Genomic DNA, 18416 nt, shown 5'->3' with positions numbered 1-18416 from the left:
CCATATAAAACCAGCGCACTTTTGTGCCGGAGAAAAGAATGAAATCAAACAGCTACCTACAACATTTTCCCGCTCTGAGTACCGAACGGTTGGCGGAAAACGGGAGGAAAAAAGTGATCGTCGGTATGTCGGGCGGCGTAGATTCCTCGGTTTCCGCCTATATTTTGCTGGAGCAGGGCTACCAGGTTGAAGGCCTGTTTATGAAAAACTGGGAAGAAGACGACGATACGGATTACTGTACCGCCGCCGCCGATCTGGCCGATGCCCAGGCGGTATGCGACAAACTTGGTATTCGCTTACATAAAATAAACTTTGCCGCCGAATACTGGGATAATGTTTTTGAACATTTTCTGCAGGAATATAAAGCGGGGCGTACCCCAAATCCCGATATTCTGTGCAATAAAGAAATCAAGTTTAAAGCCTTTTTGGAATATGCCGCCGAAGATCTCGGCGCCGACTATATTGCCACCGGCCATTATGTGCGCCGGCGTGATATGGGGGGAAAAACTCAATTGTTGCGCGGTCTGGACAATAATAAGGATCAGAGCTATTTCCTGTATACCCTCAGCCACCTTCAGTTGGCCCAGAGTTTATTCCCGGTCGGTGAACTGGAAAAACCGCTGGTACGTAAAATTGCCGAAGAATTGGGGCTGATTACCGCCAAGAAAAAAGACTCTACCGGTATTTGCTTTATCGGCGAACGTAAATTCCGTGATTTTCTGGCCCGTTATTTACCGGCGCAGCCGGGCGATATCAAAACCCTGGAAGGAGAAATTATCGGTCGTCATCAGGGCCTGATGTACCATACCCTGGGGCAACGCAAAGGGCTGGGTATCGGCGGAATTAAAGGTAAAGATGAAAACGCTTGGTATGTAGTGGAGAAAGATCTTGTCAATAATGTGCTTATCGTGGCGCAGGGGCAGGATAACTCCGCACTGCTTTCTTCCGGTTTAATCGCCAGCCAGTTACACTGGGTGGATCGCGAACCTCTTAACCGGAAGTTGCATTGCACGGTAAAAACCCGTTACCGTCAGAACGATATTCCCTGCCAACTTATCCCCCTCGAGGACGGTAGCCTAGAAGTCCGCTTCGAGCAGCCGCAGATTGCGGTAACGCCGGGACAATCCGCCGTGTTCTACAAGGATGAAGTTTGCCTCGGTGGCGCTATTATCGAACGCCAAATCAAATAAGCACCTTGGCCGGTAACGAACAGATTGCCGGCCAAAGTCTTTTTCCCTTTTTCCCTAAAAAAACAGCCTATGTCAATTAAAATTCTACCGATGCAGCCGCAACATTATCCGCAAGTTTATAACCTCTGGTGCGAAATTGAGGGAATGGATCTGAATCCGACAGACGATAGCCCCGCAGCGATTGCCACATTTCTTGCCGCCAACCCCGAACTGAATTATATCGCCCTAATCAAGGGAGAAATCGTCGGCACTATTATGTGCGGTTTCGACGGAAGACGCGCCACCCTTTATCATGTGGCTGTGGCTGCCGCTTATCAAAAGCAGGGAATCGCTAGCGCTTTATTAAGCCGTCTGGAACAGATTCTCCGCCAAAAAGGAATAAGCAAAGGACGTTTGCTTGCCTTTAAAAGCAATGAAGCCGCCACCGAATTCTGGCAAAAATCCGGTTGGATCTTGCAGAACAAGTTGAATTATTTTTCTAAATGCCTGTAAAAGAAAAATCTAGTCGCCAATAACCTGTGCCGCGGTTTTAATCACTTCGCCGTTATCAAAGTACAGGGTCAACGGCATAGATTCGCCCTTGTGCAGGGTTTTCTCCACATCAAACAACATAATATGTAGGCCGCCGCGTTTAAGCTCTACCGAAGCTTGCGCCGGAATCTCAATCGCATTCAATGCGTGCATATGCCCCTGGCGGGAACCGTGCAGCTCCAAGCGCGTACTTAAGTCGCTTTCCGCCATAACCAGATTTACCCCTTCTTCCCCCAGATTATGCAATCTCATGAAAATCGCTGTGGGTTGATGGGCTTCGACGGCAAAAACACTCACCCCGCTCACTTCCATAGCGGCCTGTAGCGGTAAGGCGTAAAATGCGGTCAAGAAAAGTGCGGTCAAAAACCGCCAAGTTTTTTTCAGCGCCCCTTTAAAAAGAAACATAACAGGGCTATGCCGTCGGTACGCTCGGCCACTCTCCCCGAATAAGCTATACAGATACATTTTCTCTCCTCCGCGAAAAAGAATAAACGCCCTATTATAGCCCCTCGACGCCCTTCTGATAACTTTTAAAAATATGCAATAAATGCTATATTATGACCCGTTTATTAGTTTATTCGGCTCGGAATATGGCAACCAATTATTATGAAATCACCTTAGCTTTGGCCGGCGTCTGTCAATCGGCCAAACTGGTGGAACAATTCGCACAAAGCGGTACGGCGAACGAAGAGGCATTAAAGGTTTCCCTACACAGCTTATTGCAAACCGCCCCGCAAAACACCCTGGAGGTTTACGGCGGCGAAGAGAAAAATCTGAGCCTGGGCTTAGGCACATTGCTGAATCAGCTGGGAGGCCAAGCGGAGGATTTAACCCGCTACTGGCTGGGGCTGCTGGCGCTGGCGGGCAAGCTGGATAAAAATCCCGAAGCCAAATCCCAATTGGCACAACGTCTGGCATATTTGCCTACCCAGCTGGCGCATTATGAGATACAAAGCGAACAGATCCTCTCTTCCCTGGCGGCAATGTATGTGGAAATTATCAGCCCCCTCGGCACTAAAATTCAAGTAAAAGGTTCTCCGCTATATTTACAGCAGCTCAGTATGCATAACCGAATCCGTGCCTGTTTGCTGGCGGGCATTCGCTCGGCGATCCTATGGCGCCAGCTCGGCGGTTCAAAATGGCAGTTGCTGTTTTCCCGCGCAAAAATTGCCGCCTGCGCACAACAAATTTATTCTTCCCTTTAATATGGAGTTATTTCAATATGCAACTTAACGCATTGACCGCCCTTTCCCCTATCGACGGACGCTATCAGGACAAAGCCGCCGCACTGCGCAGTATTTTCAGCGAGTTCGGTTTATTACGCTTCCGCGTTACCGTTGAAGTCCGTTGGCTGCAAAAATTGGCGGCTACTGCACAAATCGCCGAAGTGCCTGCTTTGTCCGCTCAGGCAAACGATTACCTAAACAAAATTGTCAGCGAGTTCTCTCTGCAGGATGCGCAGCGGATCAAAGAAATAGAGCGTACCACCAATCATGACGTGAAAGCGGTAGAATATTTTCTGAAAGAAAAAAGCGCAGCCCTACCGGAGCTGGCGGCGGTCAGCGAGTTTATCCATTTTGCCTGTACTTCGGAAGATATTAATAATCTTTCCCATGCTCTGATGCTGAAAACCGCGCGCGAAGAAGTATTGTTACCGGAATGGAATAAGTTGATCGAAGAAATTGCGCGTTTGGCCGACGAATATAAAGAGATTCCGCTATTATCCCGTACTCACGGTCAGCCCGCTTCGCCAACGACCGTAGGAAAAGAAATGGCCAATGTGGTTTATCGCCTGCGCCGTCAGTACCGCCAGTTACAGCAAATTGAAATCTTAGGTAAGATCAATGGGGCGGTCGGTAACTACAACGCCCATTTGTCCGCTTATCCCCATATTGACTGGCATAGTTTCAGCCAAGAATTCGTAACCTCTTTAGGTATCGACTGGAATCCCTACACCACGCAAATCGAACCGCACGATTATATTGCCGAATTCTTTGATAATATCGCCCGTTTTAATACCATTATTATTGATTTCGATCGCGACCTCTGGGGCTATATCGCACTCAATCACTTTAAACAGCGTACCATTGCCGGAGAAATCGGTTCTTCCACCATGCCGCACAAGGTTAATCCTATCGATTTTGAAAACTCCGAGGGTAACCTCGGTCTGGCAAATGCGGTTATGGCGCATCTGGGTTCCAAACTGCCGGTTTCCCGCTGGCAGCGCGATTTAACCGATTCCACCGTATTGCGTAATCTCGGGGTCGGCTTAGGCTATTGCTTAATCGCTTACGCCGCCACGCGCAAAGGCATCAGCAAACTAGAAGTAAACGAACAGCATCTGCGCGACGAACTGGATCAAAACTGGGAAGTATTGGCCGAACCAATCCAAACCGTAATGCGCCGTTACGGCATTGAAAAGCCTTATGAAAAATTAAAAGAGCTGACCCGCGGTAAGCGCGTGGACGCACAGGCCATGCACGAATTTATCGAAAAACTGGATATTCCGGCTCAGGAAAAAGCCCGTTTACAGCAGCTGACCCCGGCAACCTATATAGGGGCGGCAATTCAATTGGTTGAAAAGCTCTGATCACATTTAGGCGCCTGAGGGCGCCTTTCTTTTTCGCCTTATCTTCACCTATTCACCTATTCACCTATTCACCTATTCACCTATTCACCTATTCACCGACTCACCGACTCACCGACTCACCGACTCACCGACTCACTTTCCCTAGCATCAGGGCGAAACTTAAATAGCGCTAGGAAAATGGGCGGAAATATCATGCTGCGCCATAATAGCCGCATAGAGAATATAAAACGGCGAATAAGCGGATCAACAAGTTAAACTAAAGTGCGGTATTTTTCAGCCGAGTTTTTGCCTGTTTCCCTAGGGATAGGGGGCCTAGAAAATCGGAAAAAAAACAACCGCACTTCTTGTCGAAGTGCGGTTCGAAAATTCCCTGGAGAATTTTACCCTTAGCTTAGTCCTGTGGGAAAAACAAAGCGGTTCGCTTAATAAACCCCTTGCGCCAACATGGCGTCCGCCACTTTCACAAACCCGGCCACATTCGCACCGACCACATAATTGATATTTTCTTGGCCGGCGAGGGTACCATATTTTTTACAATTGGCATGAATGTCCAACATAATATCATGCAGTTTTTTATCCACTTCTTCCGCCGTCCAGTATAAACGCTGAGAGCTTTGTGCCATTTCCAGCCCCGAAGTAGCCACACCGCCGGCATTGGCCGCTTTACCCGGCCCGAACAGAACACCCGCAGCCTGTAAGGCTTCGGTGGCTTCGATCGTAGTCGGCATATTGGCGCCTTCCGCCACCAGCTGGACTCCGTTGGCAATCAGAATTTCGGCATCCTGAATATCCAATTCGTTCTGAGTAGCGCAAGGCAGAGCAATATCCGCTTTCACGCCCCAAGGTCGTTCCCCCGCCACATATTGCAAACCGAATTTCCGCGCATAATCCTGTACCCGGCCCCGTTGCTGGTTTTTGATTTCCATCAGAGCGGCTAATTTTTCCGCATCGAACCCTTCCGCATCATATACATAGCCGCCACTGTCGGAACAGGTAACCACTTTTGCGCCCAGCTGCAGCGCTTTTTCAATTGCATATTGGGCTACATTGCCGGAACCGGAAACGGACACGGTTTTCCCTTTAAAGGATTGAGCTTTTTCCGCCAACATCGCCTGGGCAAAATACACCAAACCGTAACCCGTGGCCTCCGGACGAATCAGACTGCCGCCGAAAGAAAGACCGCGTCCGGTAAAAACACAGGCGGACTGATTGGACAGTTTTTTCATCATGCCGGCCAGGTAGCCCACTTCCCGTCCGCCGACCCCTATATCACCGGCGGGTACATCGGTATCCGGCCCGATATGGCGATATAATTCCACAACCAGAGCCTGACAGAAGCGCATCACTTCCGCATCGGATTTTCCTTTCGGATCAAAATCGGAACCGCCTTTCGCGCCGCCCATGGGCAGAGTGGTTAAGGCATTTTTAAAGGTTTGCTCAAAACCTAAAAATTTTAAGATGGATAAATTCACCGACGGATGAAAACGCATTCCTCCTTTAAAAGGGCCGATAGCGCTGTTGAACTGAACACGGAAAGCGCGGTTGACCTGAATTTGTCCCTTATCATCCGTCCATGCCACTCGAAACTGAATCGCACGTTCCGGTTCCACCAGTCGCTCCAACAGGGCTTCGGAACGGTATTGCGGGTTAGCTTCCAGAAAAGGCCAGATAGAAGTTAGCACTTCCCGAACCGCCTGTAAAAATTCGGGCTGATGGGCATCGCGGGCGGCAACCCCCTGTAAAAAGGTTTCTAATGATGAAACTGTGGACATAATAAGCTTTCCTTCTGTTGTATGATGTTAATGTTTGCAATTTATTATAGGTTTATGCCGTTTTATACGGCTCGGAATTAATATGCAATAAAATATAATTAAATAGCAATTATTTTTACAAAAACATCAAACAAACCACTAAATACTAAAAAATATTTAACATAAATATATTTTTATTAAACGCAATCTAATTTAGATAAAACATTTAAGGGGTTTCCGGAAAAAATATGCGCCTCAAAAGACTCTTGGTTCCCACAAAAAATGAAATGCCGGAATAAATTCCGGCATTAAAAATATTTCCTTTTGGCTATTTTCCCATAGCGCCTCGGCGCTTACTGATGCGCTTTTCTTTATCAGCGATCAGCGCCACTGCAACTGCAAAATAGCAAAAGAATTTAGCGCGGCTCATTATTGGTTAGGATTAAACGCAGGCTGTCCAACCGCCATACCGCCTGTTCAATTAACGCCAAGGACTGTTCCTTGAGCCGGGCCAGGCTTTGTATTTCCTGCGGGCGAATATTTTTATTTACCGCACTTAAGGCCTGTAGGCGCTCCAGTTCCGCCCCGAGCTGAAGCTGTGCTTCGGCCCCTGCCTGTGCGCAAATTTGGCGACATTGTCGCGCCATATTTTTCTCCGCTTCCGCAATCAGGCCAAGAATCCGTTCTTTTGTCATTTTTACGATTTGGATGGCGCTATTTTTCTTCATCGGTTTCAGCTGCTTTTCCAGCCCTTCGAAAGCGACCTTTTCGGCCAAATCATTACCCTTTGCATCTAACAGCAAGCGTATCGGCGTCGGTGGCAGAAAACGGCTCAGCTGCAATTGTTTCGGTGCCTGAACTTCCACACAGTAAATTAATTCGAGCAATATGGTCCCCGGCGGCAATGCTTTATTCGGTAATAGCGCCACCGCCGTTTTGCCGATATCGCCGCCGCAGATTAAATCCAGCCCTTGTCGGATCAAAGGATGATCCCAACTGATAAATTCCAGCTCTTCACGTGCCAAGGCCAGTTGTCGATCAAAGGTAATATTCAGTCCTTCCTCCTTCAGTCCGGGAAAATCCGGTACCAACATGGTGGCGGAAGGGCTGATCAAAATGGATTTTTCTCCGCTGTCCTCTTGCTCCAAACCGATAAGATCAAATAAATTCAGGGCAAATTCGCTTAATGCCGGGGACTGCTCTTCCTGTGCGATATCCGCCGCCAGCTGCTGTGCCGCAGCACCGCCGTTAGAATGTATCTCCAACAGGCGATCCCGTCCCCTTTCCAGTTCGTTGTGTAAACTTAAGCGTTCATTGCGGGTTTCCTCGAGCAAGGCATCGAATCCCTCGAGTTTATCGGGGTGCCGATAAAAACTTTGTAATTTTTGACCGCACTTTTCAAACAATAGGGCGCCCGCCGGGCAAGTGGCTTCAAAGGCATTGAGGCCAAGATGATACCATTGAGCCAGGATACTTTGTGCGCTATGGGCAAAATAAGGAACATGAATCTGAATATCTTTGCACTGACCGATACGATCCAAACGTCCGATAGCCTGCTCCAATAAATCCGGATGGGTGGGCAGATCAAATAAAATCAAATGACTGGCAAACTGGAAATTGCGTCCTTCGGAACCTATATGCGAACAAAGCAGAATCTGTGCGCCGGACTCCTCTTCGGCAAAGTAAGCCGCCGCGCGATCCCGTTCGGTGAGGGACATATTTTCATGGAATAATGCGCCATGAATTCCTTCCTTCTCCCGCAATGCCCGCGCCAATTGGACGGCGCTGTCCGCATGCCGACAAATCAGTAGCACTTTTTCCTGCCGCACACTCTTCAGAAAGGCGCTTAACCAATCCAGACGCGGATCAAAACACCACCATTCGGCATCGGGGTTGATTTGCTGAAACAGGCGCTCCGGATAAAACAGCGCCTCCTCCACCTTTTCACCGAGCAGCGCCATTACTCTGGCGGCATTGCGGTATTGCTGCGGCATTTCCAGGCTGATCGGTCGATAAATACGGCGCGGGAAACCTTTTACCCCCCGGCGGGTATTGCGAAACAGCAGACGTCCGGTACCGTGGCGATCAATTAGGCGCTGAATTAATTGTTGTTTCGCCTGCATTTGCTTATTTTCATCGACATTCGAATCAATACGGCTCAAGAGTAGCTCGCTATCCTGAGGCGCTAACAGCTGCGCCAGCACCTTTTTCTGTCTTTCGTCGAGTACGGAATCCTTTAATAACGCCTGTACCGCCTCCGCTACCGGGCGATATTGCTGCTGTTCCTCCAGAAACGCCTGATAATCATGAAAACGGTGCGGATCAAGCAGGCGTAAACGGGCAAAATGGCTTTCCCGCCCCAACTGCTCGGGCGTTGCACTCAGCAATAATAAGGCAGGGATATTATGCGCCAGCCCTTCCACCAGAGCATAAGCTCGGTTCGGTTTTCCCTGCGTCCAGCTCAAATGATGGGCTTCGTCCATAATCAATAAATCAAACTCGGCACGATATAACTGTTCTGCTCGTTCCGGACGAGCCAGCAGCCAGTCCAGCGCGCAAATAATCATACTTTCCGAACTGAAGGGATTGGGCTTTTCCTCTTCTTCCGTCCCCTCAAAATCCGTACAACGCGCCTCATCAAATAAGGAAAAATGCAGATTGAAGCGGCGTAGCATTTCCACCAACCATTGGTGCTGTAGATTTTCCGGTACAATAATCAATACCCGCTCTACCCTGCCGGAAAAAAGTTGCTGCTGTAATATCATGCCCGCTTCAAGGGTTTTTCCTAATCCCACTTCGTCCGCCAGCAGGACGCGGGGAGCAATACGGCGCCCGACCTCTCGGGCAATATGCAGTTGGTGCGGGATCAAACCGGCTCTTACGCCGCGCAAACCGCGCAACGCCGAACGGAACTGCGCCTGCTGATAACAGAGGCTGCGATAACGCAGCGCGAAGCGATCGCTACGATCTATTTGGGCGGCAAATAGCCTATCCTGCGGTTTACCAAAGGCTATGCGCTGTGCCAGTTCTGTTTCCGCCAGCACAATCCGCTGACCGTTATCGCAGCGTTCCCCCTGATAAATTAGCAGACCGTTATTTTCCATTACCTCAAGAACCTTCGCCTGCCATCCTTCATGATGAGTGATAATATCCTGCACCTGAAAGCTGACCCTGATTAGCGGTGCCGCCGCTTTTGCATAGACCCGCTGTTCCTGAGCGGCTGGAAATAAAATGGTTACCCGTCGCACATCAACACCGACGATAAGCCCCAGGCCTAATTCGCTTTCACTTTCGCTAATCCAGCGCTGACCGATTTGAAATGACATAAAAAACCTTTACTGCTCTTTGTTTCCGGGCATTCGGAACGGCCCGATTCCTTTATATCAAGAAAAAGGCGGCTATTTTAGCCCTATTCCGCATAAAAATAAATGAATTTTATATACCACAAAAATCATTAAAATCAGTAGTTAAAAATAAATAATGTAGCTTATGGTTGACTAAACAAAAGTGCGGTGTGAAAATGAAGGAGTTTTTTAACGGATAAGACGAAGGAGTGAATAAGATGAGCAAACAAGAACATCTTATCGCACAAATTAAACAAGAATTTTTCGGTGGCTGGAAAGCATTTGAAGTTTTATGGCTAAGTATTTTTGTCGCCGCGCAGATCTGGGCCTATACGCAAAATCCGGATTCTTGGTTAGCCATGATTTCAGGCATTGCCGGACTGATTTGCGTAGTATTCGTCAGTAAGGGAAAAATCAGTAACTATTTTTTCGGTCTGATCTTCGCTTACACCTACTTTTATGTGGCCTGGGGCAATAATTTCCTCGGCGAGATGAACACGACCCTTTATGTGTATATTCCGGCTCAGTTTATCGGCTATTTTATGTGGAAAGCCAATATGCAAAATGACGGGCAGGGCAACGAGTCGGTTATCGCCAAGGCTCTAAGCCTGAAAGGCTGGATTATTATGCTGGCGCTGATGGCGGTTTCCACCTTGGGCTTTATTGAAATATTGAACCGTGCGGGCGGCAGCTCCACCGGTCTGGACGGGCTGACCACAATTATTACCTTTACCGCTCAATTGCTGATGATCCTGCGCTATCGGGAACAATGGCTGCTCTGGATAGCGCTGAATATCTTTTCCATTTTTCTGTGGGCGGAAACACCGGCAATGTATATTATGTTCTCCAGCTATTTGATTAATTCAATCTACGGTTACTGGAACTGGTCGCGTCTGAGTAAGAAATAGGAAACCTCCCTTTCAAAATCCTTGCTTATCCCTGCTAAAATCTCGGAGGATAAACGGAAATAAAGTACGAGTCCCTTTCTGTTCGCCTAAAACAAAAAAACGGCATTTTTAGATGCCGTTTTTAAATTTATGCCCCGACTAATTTCAGCATTATTCCACGGTAACGGCTTTCGCCAGGTTACGCGGTTGATCCACATCAGTGCCTTTAATCAGGGCGATATGATAGGACAATAGCTGTAGCGGTACCGTATAGAAAATCGGCGCCGTTACTTCGTCAACTTTCGGCAGGATTACGGTTTTAAAGCCGTCCGCCTCACTGAAACCCGCATCATTGTCGGCAAATACATAGAGCTGACCGCCGCGGGCGCGAACTTCTTCAATATTTGATTTCACTTTTTCCAATAAATCATTTTGCGGCACCACCACAATCACCGGCATATCACTGTCGATTAGAGCCAAAGGACCGTGCTTCAATTCACCCGCCGCATAGGCTTCCGCATGAATATAAGAAATCTCTTTTAATTTCAGTGCGGATTCCATTGCAATCGGATAATACTCGCCGCGACCGAGGAATAAAGCATGGCTCTTTTCCGCAAAGTCTTCCGATAGTTTTTCAATGGTTTTATCAAATACCAGGGTGTTTTCAATTTGTGCCGGCAAACGTTGCAGCGCCTGCACAATATGCAGTTCCTGCTGCTCGGAAAGCGTTCCCTGCAGGCGACCAATCGCCGCATTCAGCAGTAGCAGGCAGGTTAACTGCGTCGTGAAGGCTTTGGTCGAAGCCACCCCGATTTCCACGCCGGCTCGAGTCATAAATGCGAAATCCGACTCACGTACCAGAGAAGAACTGGCCACGTTACAAATAGTCATTGCCGACATATAGCCTTTTTCTTTAGCAAGGCGCAAAGCAGCCAGTGTGTCCGCCGTTTCTCCCGACTGCGATAAGGTGATCAGCAGGCTGTCCGGGCGGGTAACGAATTTACGGTAACGGAACTCGGAGGCGATTTCCACATCACAGCTTACCCCTGCGATAGATTCAAACCAGTAACGGGCAACCATGCCGGCATTATAGGAGGTTCCGCAAGCAACGATTTGAATATGGCGGACTTTTTTCAGAATTTCCGCCGCATTGCGTCCGATAGCTTCAATATTCACTTTTCCGTTACTGATACGACCATCCAGAGTATTCATAATAGCCACCGGCTGTTCGAAAATCTCTTTCTGCATATAGTGGCGATACTGGCCTTTATCCGCTGCGTCCTGTTCAAAGTTTCCTTCGTGGATTTCACGTTCAACCTTTTGTCCTGTGCGATCATAAATATCGACGCTGCGCCGTGTAATCTCCGCAACATCACCTTCTTCAAGATAAATAAAGCGGCGGGTAACGCTAAGCAGGGCCAGAGGATCGGAAGCGAGGAAGTTTTCACCGACGCCTAACCCGATAACCAACGGGCTTCCGGAACGGGCTACTATTAAATGCTCCGGTTCTTCCTGATTCATAACTACCGTACCATAGGCACCGCGGAGCTGAACTGCGGCTTTCTGTACCGCATCTAACAGATTATCCGCCGTGCGTAATTCCCAGGCCACCAAGTGGGCAATCACTTCGGTATCTGTTTGTGAATGGAATTGGTAACCGCGTTTTTGCAGCTCCTCACGTAACTCTTCATAGTTTTCGATAATACCGTTATGTACTACGGCAATATTTCCGGAACGATGGGGATGAGCATTGGCCTCGGAAGGCTCGCCATGAGTGGCCCAACGGGTATGGGCGATGCCTGTTCCCCCCAACAAGGGTTTTTCCGCAATCGCATCTTCCAGGGCTTTAACCTTACCGACACGGCGTACAATTTGCATTTCATGTCCGGCGCTTAAAACCGCAACTCCGGCGGAGTCATAACCCCGATATTCCAAACGGTGTAAACCGTCGATCAAAATTTCAGCCACATCACGCTGCGCAACCGCGCCGACAATACCACACATAGTTTTTTCCTTTTTGCTGATCAAAAATCATTCAGATAAAATCAATTGATTTCTTTGTACCGGTCAAAAAACTTTCTGTTTTTCAACCGCTCTTTTGCTAAATTATCATTCTCTAAAACGCTTATCTTTCGTGTCGCTATCCCCTTTAAGCGGCAATCAGCACTTCAACCCCTTGCGCCTCAATCAGCGATTTGGCTTCGGCGCTTAACCCTTTATCCGTAACCAATAAATCGATCTGACCCCAGACTAATTCCAAATTGGGCATTTTCCTGCCGATTTTCTGCGATTCCACCATAACGATAACTTCGCGCGAAACTTCCGCCATCACTCGGCTTAGGCCGAGCAATTCGTTAAAGGTTGTGGTTCCGCGTTCCAAATCGATTCCGTCCGCCCCGATAAAAAGCTGGTCAAAATCATAGGAACGCAAAACCTGCTCCGCCACTTTGCCCTGAAAGGATTCGGAGCGGGTATCCCAGGTTCCGCCGGTCATCAATAAAGTAGGTTCGTTTTCCAACAGGCGCAACTCCGTCGCCACCGACAGCGAGTTTGTCATAACCACCAATCCCTGTTTACGATTCAGTTGTTTAATCAGTGCCGCAGTGGTACTGCCGCTGTCGATAATAATCCGGTTATGATCACGAATAAGCTCCGCCGCCGCTTTAGCAATAGATAACTTTTGCTTCGAAATATTTTCTTCGCAACTCTCTTCAATAAACTCCTGCGGCATCAGTACCGCTCCGCCGTAACGACGCAGTAAAAAACCGCTTGCTTCCAGTGCGCCGAGATCTTTGCGAATAGTAACTTCCGAGGTTTCAAACTGCTGAACCAGGTGTTCAACGCTCGCCTCTCCCTGCTGCTGTAAAAGCTGCATAATGGCATGGCGTCGTTGTTGGGTGTTTCTGGCTCTAAAGTTTCGTTTCATTAAATAAATTTTCTTAACGGAAGAATTAAATTTCGGTTCGTAATTTTATAGAAACCGGAAAGGAATGTAAATAAAAAACCCCGCTTAATTTTAAGCAGGGTTTCAGAATAATATTTTGTCAGGGTAATTAACCGTTTACCGCATCTTTCAATGCTTTACCGGATACGAAAGCCGGCACTTTAGAAGCAGCGATTTGGATTTCCGCTCCGGTTTGCGGGTTACGACCGGTACGTGCTTTACGTTCACTGACTTTAAATGTACCGAAACCAATTAATTGTACCGAATCACCAGCTTTTAAGCTTGCTGTAATGGCATCTAAAGTTGCTTCTAATGCAGCCTTGGCTTGTTTTTTATTTAATTCCGCTGCACTGGCAATCGCATCAATCAAATCCGTTTTGTTCATAAATTAGTACCTTCTCTAATTGTTTATTAAGTTTATTAGTCTTCAGATAAAGCTATACTTTGTTTACCGACACTATTCAACTGTTCATTGTTCATAACAGCAGGTAAAGCTTAATCTAAGTTAGCGGGAAAGCAAAGAATTATCTTCATGTTTTGAGAGAAATATCACGTTTATTGCTCAAATTTTATACCGATATTGGAAACGCCAAGGCTTCTTAACTCGTTTTTTAAATCCGTGATCAATTCTATATCACGTTCTTCACATTCTTTTAAACTACGATACAACTGCCACTGTATATCCAACTCTTGCTGAAGTTCTTCGCTCTCTTTTAAAACAGCTTCCGATAACTCCTGATCCGTTTGGGTTTCCAGCAAAGCGATCACCGTCTGTAAGGAAAGTCGGCTGATGCGCACACTTTGTTCCAGCGTCGCCCCGGCAATAATGGCATGCAACAGTTCAGAGAGAGATTCACAGGCATCTAATGCGGGAACGACGCCGAAAAAGTCATATTCATTTACATCAGGAATAATATCTTCCAATTTTTCCAGCTGATGTTCAAAATTTATTTTCGCCCCTTTAACACTCAGATATTCCCATACCAGATTAAGAATATTCTGATAAATTTTACTGTTCCGAGGTTGCTCCGTCATCTGACAGAATAAATGATAATTAGGGTACATTCGCTCGCACAGACAAGCCATAAAGGTAATATGCTGCCAGCTTTGTAAATTTTCTAAGCGTTTGTGAATCGGATTACGAAAAGCTGTCTTCATATTTATCTCGCTGTATGATATTGGCGTGAATATTCATGAACGGCATCCACAAAAATCTTTGGATGTTCGGTCGGCACGTCCTGATGAATACCATGGCCTAAATTAAATACATGGCCGCTGCCCTCGCCGAAATCGGCCAGAATACTTTTCACTTCCCGACGGATATAATCCGCCCCCGCATACAATACCGAAGGATCCATATTGCCCTGTAAGGCGACTTTATGACCGATGCGCATTCTGGCATCGGCAAGATTCACCGTCCAGTCTAAGCCTACCGCATCGCAACCCGTATCTGCAATCGCTTCCAACCATAACCCGCCGCCCTTGGTAAATAAGGTAACCGGCACTTGGCGCGATTCGTTTTGACGAATAAGACCCTCAACGATTTTATGCATATATTGTAATGAAAAATCCGGATATTGGCGAAAACCCAAAACGCCGCCCCAGGTATCGAAAATCATCACCGCCTGAGCGCCGGCTTTAATCTGAGCATTAAGATATAAGATTACGGCATCGGCAAGTTTATCCAACAGTTTATGCAATAAGTGCGGTTCGCAATACATCATTTTTTTTATTTTCGTAAAGCTCTTACTGCTGCCGCCTTCTACCATATAGGTTGCCAACGTCCAGGGACTGCCGGAAAAGCCGATTAGCGGAACCTCTCCTTTTAGTTCGCGTCGAATGGTACGCACAGCATTCATTACATACTGCAATTCCTGCTCCGGATCGGGAATCGGTAAATTATCAATCATCCGCTGATTCTGAATCGGATGTGCGAACTTCGGCCCTTCGCCCGCACCAAAGCTTAATCCCAGCCCCATCGCATCCGGCACGGTTAAAATATCCGAAAATAAAATCGCGGCATCCAGGGCATAACGTCGCAATGGCTGTAAGGTAACTTCACAGGCCAAGTCCGCATTACGGCATAGGGACATAAAATCTCCGGCCTGCAAACGCGTTTCTTTATATTCCGGCAAATAGCGTCCCGCCTGACGCATCATCCATACCGGAGTAAAATCTACCGGTTCGCGTAGCAGTGCTTTAAGATAACGATCGTTTTTTAATTCTGTCATTAATTCTTTCCTTAATAAATTATGCCTCTTATTCGGCGTTATCATCGGCTTTGTCTTCCTGCCGGCATAAAGCCAGCGTTGCCTGAATTAATTTTAATGCGATAGTCCCTTGCGGCGGTAATTCAGGCAAAGGATCCTTATAGTCGAACCATTTGGCATCATGAATTTCGGCTTCCTGCAAGCGAATTTCTCCGCTAGCATAATCGGCCAGAAAGCCCACCATCTGCGAATTCGGAAATGCCCAGGGTTGGCTGCCGAAATAGCGTAAATTTTTAATTTTAATCCCGGTTTCCTCAAAAACTTCACGCACTACCGTTTGCTCAAAACTTTCGCCCGCTTCGACAAAGCCTGCCAACGTTGTATACATGCCGCCTTTATGGCGTACATGATTCGCCAACAAAATCTGGGTTCCACGACGCACGGCAACAATAATGGAAGGGCAAATCACCGGATAAGCACGATAATTGCATTGAGAATTTTCACATTGCACCGCCCATTCGTCGCTACTAATATAAGTGGAATGTCCGCACTTACCGCAAAAACGGTGAGTTTTAAAAAAATAATTCAGCTCTACGCCGCGATTTAGTAAATTAAAGGTTCTTTCCGGTAACGTTAGCTGATCGCGCAATGAAAAATACTCAAGTTCATCATCCGCCTGTTCCTCCACCAACCACAAAGGTTGATTGTCTAAGCTACCGATAACCATTCCTTTAACATTTTGTAAACATAATGTTTTCGCCTTTCCATGAGGTAAGCAATTATGCCTTAGATGTATGCTGGAATCGCGAGTCAGTAACCAAAAACCGTAATCGTCCTCATTAATTTGCCGCATATTATCTTACCTATTGAAATGACAGAAAAAGTTTTTTCTTTCAGGAATTAAAACCGCTACATTATAAACGAAAACCATGGGTTTAGTTAAATGCTTTAAATGCCCCTATGCTAAATCATAGCTAATCCGTATAAAATTCATTATAATTGTTAAGATTTTGTAAGATTATTTAATATTTAGGAGAATTTATGAAAAACATTGTCATTGTCGGAGGCGGGGCCGGTGGTCTTGAATTGGCAACCTTCCTTGGCAATAAATTAGGACGTAAACAACAGGCTAATGTGGTTTTGATCGATCGCAACCAAACTCACCTGTGGAAACCCTTACTGCATGAGGTGGCAACCGGCGTTCTTGACGCAGAAACTGATGCGGTAAGTTTCCGCGCCCATGCGCATAATCATCATTTTCATTTTGAACAAGGCGCCGTAACCCGCATCGATCGTACGAATAAATATATTGAACTGGCGCCTGTTTACGGGCTGGAAGGGGATATGATTGTCATTGCCCGTCGTATTCCCTATGACTATCTGGTATTAGCTATCGGCAGTAAATCCAATGATTTCAAAACAAAAGGGGTGGCGGAAAACTGTATTTTCCTGGACAGTCCGGATCAAGCATTACGCTTTCAACACAGAATGCTTGAATTATTCTTAAAATTCGCTGAAAACAACGCCCTATCAGAAATCGGTGAAGACGAAAGTAAACAGAAACTGGTGGAAGAAGGTAAAGTAAATATTGCTATCGTCGGCGGCGGTGCAACAGGGGTGGAACTCTCGGCCGAACTTTTCAATGCGGCGCAGCATCTCTCCTCTTACGGCTACGGTAAGATTGATCCCGGCCACCTTAAAGTAACCCTAATTGAAGCCGGAGGACGCCTATTACCAGCCTTACCGGAACGAATTTCCAATTCGGTACAAAAAGAATTGGAAGAACTCGGTGTTATCGTTAAAACCAATACCATGATTACGGAAGCCACCCCTAACGGTTTAACCACCAAAGACGGGCAAGAAATTTCAGCGGATCTTATGGTATGGGCGGCCGGTGTCAGAATTTCCTCCGTAACACAGCAGTTTGACGGGCTGGAATTGAATCGTATCAACCAAATTCATATCAAAAATACCTTACAGACTACAGTGGACGACAGCATTTTCGCCATCGGCGACTGCGCTTTCCTACTGCAAAGCGATGGTACACCGGTACCGCCGCGCGGTCAGGCTGCAAACCAAATGGCTACCCTATGCGGCCAGAATATTGTCGCCATGTTTGATAATAAACCACTTAAGGATTTTACCTACCGTGATAAGGGGTCATTAGTTTCTTTATCTAAATTTACCGCGCTCGGTAACATTACTACCGGTAAGAAAAGTTCAATGACTATAGAGGGCCGCTTGGCACGAGTGGCATATATTTCCTTATACCGCTTACACCAGCAGAAACTGCACGGATGCTTTAAAACCGGATTAATTATTTTAATCGGCCGTCTTAATCGCTTTATCCGACCATCATTAAAACTCTATTAATTCATATAATCAAAGACCGCATAAAGTGCGGTCTTTTGCTATTCCCCTTGTTGTACCATTCTCGCTTATCTCCCCCCTCATTTAGCGCTAAAAGCCTTTTTCTGCAATAATTTAACGCTGAGCACCAAGTATCTATCCCACCTATGCCAAACAACATATCAGCACAAACATCTGCGCCGATATAGAAAAGAAAAAAAACCGCTCCCATAGTTGCCACCACTATTCATACTCTTTATTTCATTAAAAAGTGCGGTGTTTTTTGTACGAGTTTTTTTGAGGCGGATACCAAGAGCGCCTATATCCTAAATTGAGAAAGAAGTCTTTTATCTCCAATAAGGTAAACACCGCCTTAAGGACGGAAGCGGTAATTATGATGCGCTTTCGCTTATCCGCTCAATTACCGCAGAAAAAAAAGCGTTAAGGGCAAAGCCGGGGTGGGGTGGTTTTACAAGGCCATAATAACTAAAAGTGCGGTGCTTTTTTTAAGGATTTTTTAAAACAAAAAAAAAGCCCCGATATTTATCGGGGCTCTCTATTCCTACCTGGCGGTGACCTACTCTCACATGGGGAAGCCCCACACTACCATCGGCGTTACG

15 protein-coding genes are annotated in these 18416 nt (G+C 46.8%); 6 read left to right on the top strand and 9 right to left on the bottom strand.

Annotated elements, in window-relative coordinates; all coding sequences use genetic code 11:
- Window positions 1-38 precede the first annotated feature (38 nt).
- The gene (gene mnmA, locus EDC45_RS10135) at window positions 39-1190 is read left to right on the top strand and encodes a tRNA 2-thiouridine(34) synthase MnmA (RefSeq protein ID WP_133546027.1); all 1152 of its coding nucleotides are present in this window, start codon (window positions 39-41) and stop codon (window positions 1188-1190) included.
- Window positions 1191-1259: 69 nt separating this feature from the next.
- The gene (locus EDC45_RS10130) at window positions 1260-1682 is read left to right on the top strand and encodes a GNAT family N-acetyltransferase (RefSeq protein WP_133546025.1); all 423 of its coding nucleotides are present in this window, start codon (window positions 1260-1262) and stop codon (window positions 1680-1682) included.
- A gap of 9 nt (window positions 1683-1691) precedes the next feature.
- Here EDC45_RS10130 and EDC45_RS10125 read toward each other — a convergent pair whose 3' ends face one another.
- Complete coding sequence (locus EDC45_RS10125) at window positions 1692-2126, bottom strand: copper chaperone PCu(A)C (RefSeq protein ID WP_133546023.1); 435 nt, start codon at window positions 2124-2126, stop codon at window positions 1692-1694.
- A gap of 185 nt (window positions 2127-2311) precedes the next feature.
- On the opposite strand from EDC45_RS10125, the gene hflD reads away from it, so the two are divergent.
- Window positions 2312-2926 carry a high frequency lysogenization protein HflD gene (gene hflD, locus EDC45_RS10120; protein ID WP_133546021.1) on the top strand — a complete coding sequence of 205 codons (615 nt, stop codon included), beginning with the start codon at window positions 2312-2314 and terminating at the stop codon, window positions 2924-2926.
- A 17-nt stretch (window positions 2927-2943) separates the two neighbouring features.
- Window positions 2944-4311 carry an adenylosuccinate lyase gene (gene purB, locus EDC45_RS10115; RefSeq protein ID WP_133546019.1) on the top strand — a complete coding sequence of 456 codons (1368 nt, stop codon included), beginning with the start codon at window positions 2944-2946 and terminating at the stop codon, window positions 4309-4311.
- A 422-nt stretch (window positions 4312-4733) separates the two neighbouring features.
- Here the strand turns inward: purB and gdhA are convergent, their stop codons facing one another.
- Entirely contained in the window at window positions 4734-6083 is a 1350-nt protein-coding gene (gene gdhA / locus EDC45_RS10110; RefSeq protein ID WP_133546017.1) for an NADP-specific glutamate dehydrogenase, read from the bottom strand.
- Window positions 6084-6478: 395 nt separating this feature from the next.
- Window positions 6479-9388: an RNA polymerase-associated protein RapA gene (gene rapA / locus EDC45_RS10105; RefSeq protein WP_133546015.1), complete on the bottom strand. Its 2910-nt coding sequence runs from the start codon at window positions 9386-9388 to the stop codon at window positions 6479-6481.
- 236 nt (window positions 9389-9624) lie between these two features.
- Here rapA and pnuC point away from each other — a divergent pair, with 236 nt between their 5' ends.
- The gene (gene pnuC / locus EDC45_RS10100) at window positions 9625-10314 is read left to right on the top strand and encodes a nicotinamide riboside transporter PnuC (protein WP_133546013.1); all 690 of its coding nucleotides are present in this window, start codon (window positions 9625-9627) and stop codon (window positions 10312-10314) included.
- 150 nt (window positions 10315-10464) lie between these two features.
- Here the strand turns inward: pnuC and glmS are convergent, their stop codons facing one another.
- From glmS to nudC, 6 genes are all read right to left on the bottom strand, one after another.
- Complete coding sequence (gene glmS / locus EDC45_RS10095; RefSeq protein WP_133546011.1) at window positions 10465-12297, bottom strand: glutamine--fructose-6-phosphate transaminase (isomerizing); 1833 nt, start codon at window positions 12295-12297, stop codon at window positions 10465-10467.
- 145 nt (window positions 12298-12442) lie between these two features.
- Window positions 12443-13219, bottom strand: coding sequence for a DeoR/GlpR family DNA-binding transcription regulator (locus EDC45_RS10090; RefSeq protein WP_133546009.1), 777 nt, complete (start codon window positions 13217-13219; stop codon window positions 12443-12445).
- Between the two features lie 127 nt (window positions 13220-13346).
- Window positions 13347-13622, bottom strand: coding sequence for an HU family DNA-binding protein (locus EDC45_RS10085; RefSeq protein ID WP_011199367.1), 276 nt, complete (start codon window positions 13620-13622; stop codon window positions 13347-13349).
- 170 nt (window positions 13623-13792) lie between these two features.
- The gene (locus EDC45_RS10080) at window positions 13793-14395 is read right to left on the bottom strand and encodes a YjaG family protein (RefSeq protein WP_133546007.1); all 603 of its coding nucleotides are present in this window, start codon (window positions 14393-14395) and stop codon (window positions 13793-13795) included.
- 2 nt (window positions 14396-14397) lie between these two features.
- On the bottom strand, window positions 14398-15468 hold the full coding sequence (gene hemE, locus EDC45_RS10075) for a uroporphyrinogen decarboxylase (RefSeq protein WP_133546005.1): 1071 nt from the start codon (window positions 15466-15468) through the stop codon (window positions 14398-14400).
- Window positions 15469-15496: 28 nt separating this feature from the next.
- Window positions 15497-16300, bottom strand: coding sequence for an NAD(+) diphosphatase (gene nudC, locus EDC45_RS10070; protein ID WP_133546002.1), 804 nt, complete (start codon window positions 16298-16300; stop codon window positions 15497-15499).
- Between the two features lie 188 nt (window positions 16301-16488).
- Here nudC and EDC45_RS10065 point away from each other — a divergent pair, with 188 nt between their 5' ends.
- Window positions 16489-17820 (top strand): NAD(P)/FAD-dependent oxidoreductase, encoded by a 1332-nt coding sequence (locus tag EDC45_RS10065; RefSeq protein WP_133546000.1) that lies wholly within the window; start codon window positions 16489-16491, stop codon window positions 17818-17820.
- The last annotated feature ends 596 nt before the right edge of the window (window positions 17821-18416 follow it).

Source organism: Mesocricetibacter intestinalis, from assembly GCF_004363295.1.
Lineage (GTDB): Bacteria > Pseudomonadota > Gammaproteobacteria > Enterobacterales > Pasteurellaceae > Mesocricetibacter > Mesocricetibacter intestinalis.
Note: the sequence above shows the minus strand (reverse complement) of the source record. Positions and strands in the feature narration are given on the sequence as shown.

Coding starts and splice junctions, on each gene's coding strand:
- mnmA (WP_133546027.1), top strand. CDS start 39: ATGAAATCAAACAGCTACCTACAACATTTTCCCGCTCTGAGTACCGAA.
- EDC45_RS10130 (WP_133546025.1), top strand. CDS start 1,260: ATGTCAATTAAAATTCTACCGATGCAGCCGCAACATTATCCGCAAGTT.
- EDC45_RS10125 (WP_133546023.1), bottom strand. CDS start 2,126: ATGTTTCTTTTTAAAGGGGCGCTGAAAAAAACTTGGCGGTTTTTGACC.
- hflD (WP_133546021.1), top strand. CDS start 2,312: ATGGCAACCAATTATTATGAAATCACCTTAGCTTTGGCCGGCGTCTGT.
- purB (WP_133546019.1), top strand. CDS start 2,944: ATGCAACTTAACGCATTGACCGCCCTTTCCCCTATCGACGGACGCTAT.
- gdhA (WP_133546017.1), bottom strand. CDS start 6,083: ATGTCCACAGTTTCATCATTAGAAACCTTTTTACAGGGGGTTGCCGCC.
- rapA (WP_133546015.1), bottom strand. CDS start 9,388: ATGTCATTTCAAATCGGTCAGCGCTGGATTAGCGAAAGTGAAAGCGAA.
- pnuC (WP_133546013.1), top strand. CDS start 9,625: ATGAGCAAACAAGAACATCTTATCGCACAAATTAAACAAGAATTTTTC.
- glmS (WP_133546011.1), bottom strand. CDS start 12,297: ATGTGTGGTATTGTCGGCGCGGTTGCGCAGCGTGATGTGGCTGAAATT.
- EDC45_RS10090 (WP_133546009.1), bottom strand. CDS start 13,219: ATGAAACGAAACTTTAGAGCCAGAAACACCCAACAACGACGCCATGCC.
- EDC45_RS10085 (WP_011199367.1), bottom strand. CDS start 13,622: ATGAACAAAACGGATTTGATTGATGCGATTGCCAGTGCAGCGGAATTA.
- EDC45_RS10080 (WP_133546007.1), bottom strand. CDS start 14,395: ATGAAGACAGCTTTTCGTAATCCGATTCACAAACGCTTAGAAAATTTA.
- hemE (WP_133546005.1), bottom strand. CDS start 15,468: ATGACAGAATTAAAAAACGATCGTTATCTTAAAGCACTGCTACGCGAA.
- nudC (WP_133546002.1), bottom strand. CDS start 16,300: ATGCGGCAAATTAATGAGGACGATTACGGTTTTTGGTTACTGACTCGC.
- EDC45_RS10065 (WP_133546000.1), top strand. CDS start 16,489: ATGAAAAACATTGTCATTGTCGGAGGCGGGGCCGGTGGTCTTGAATTG.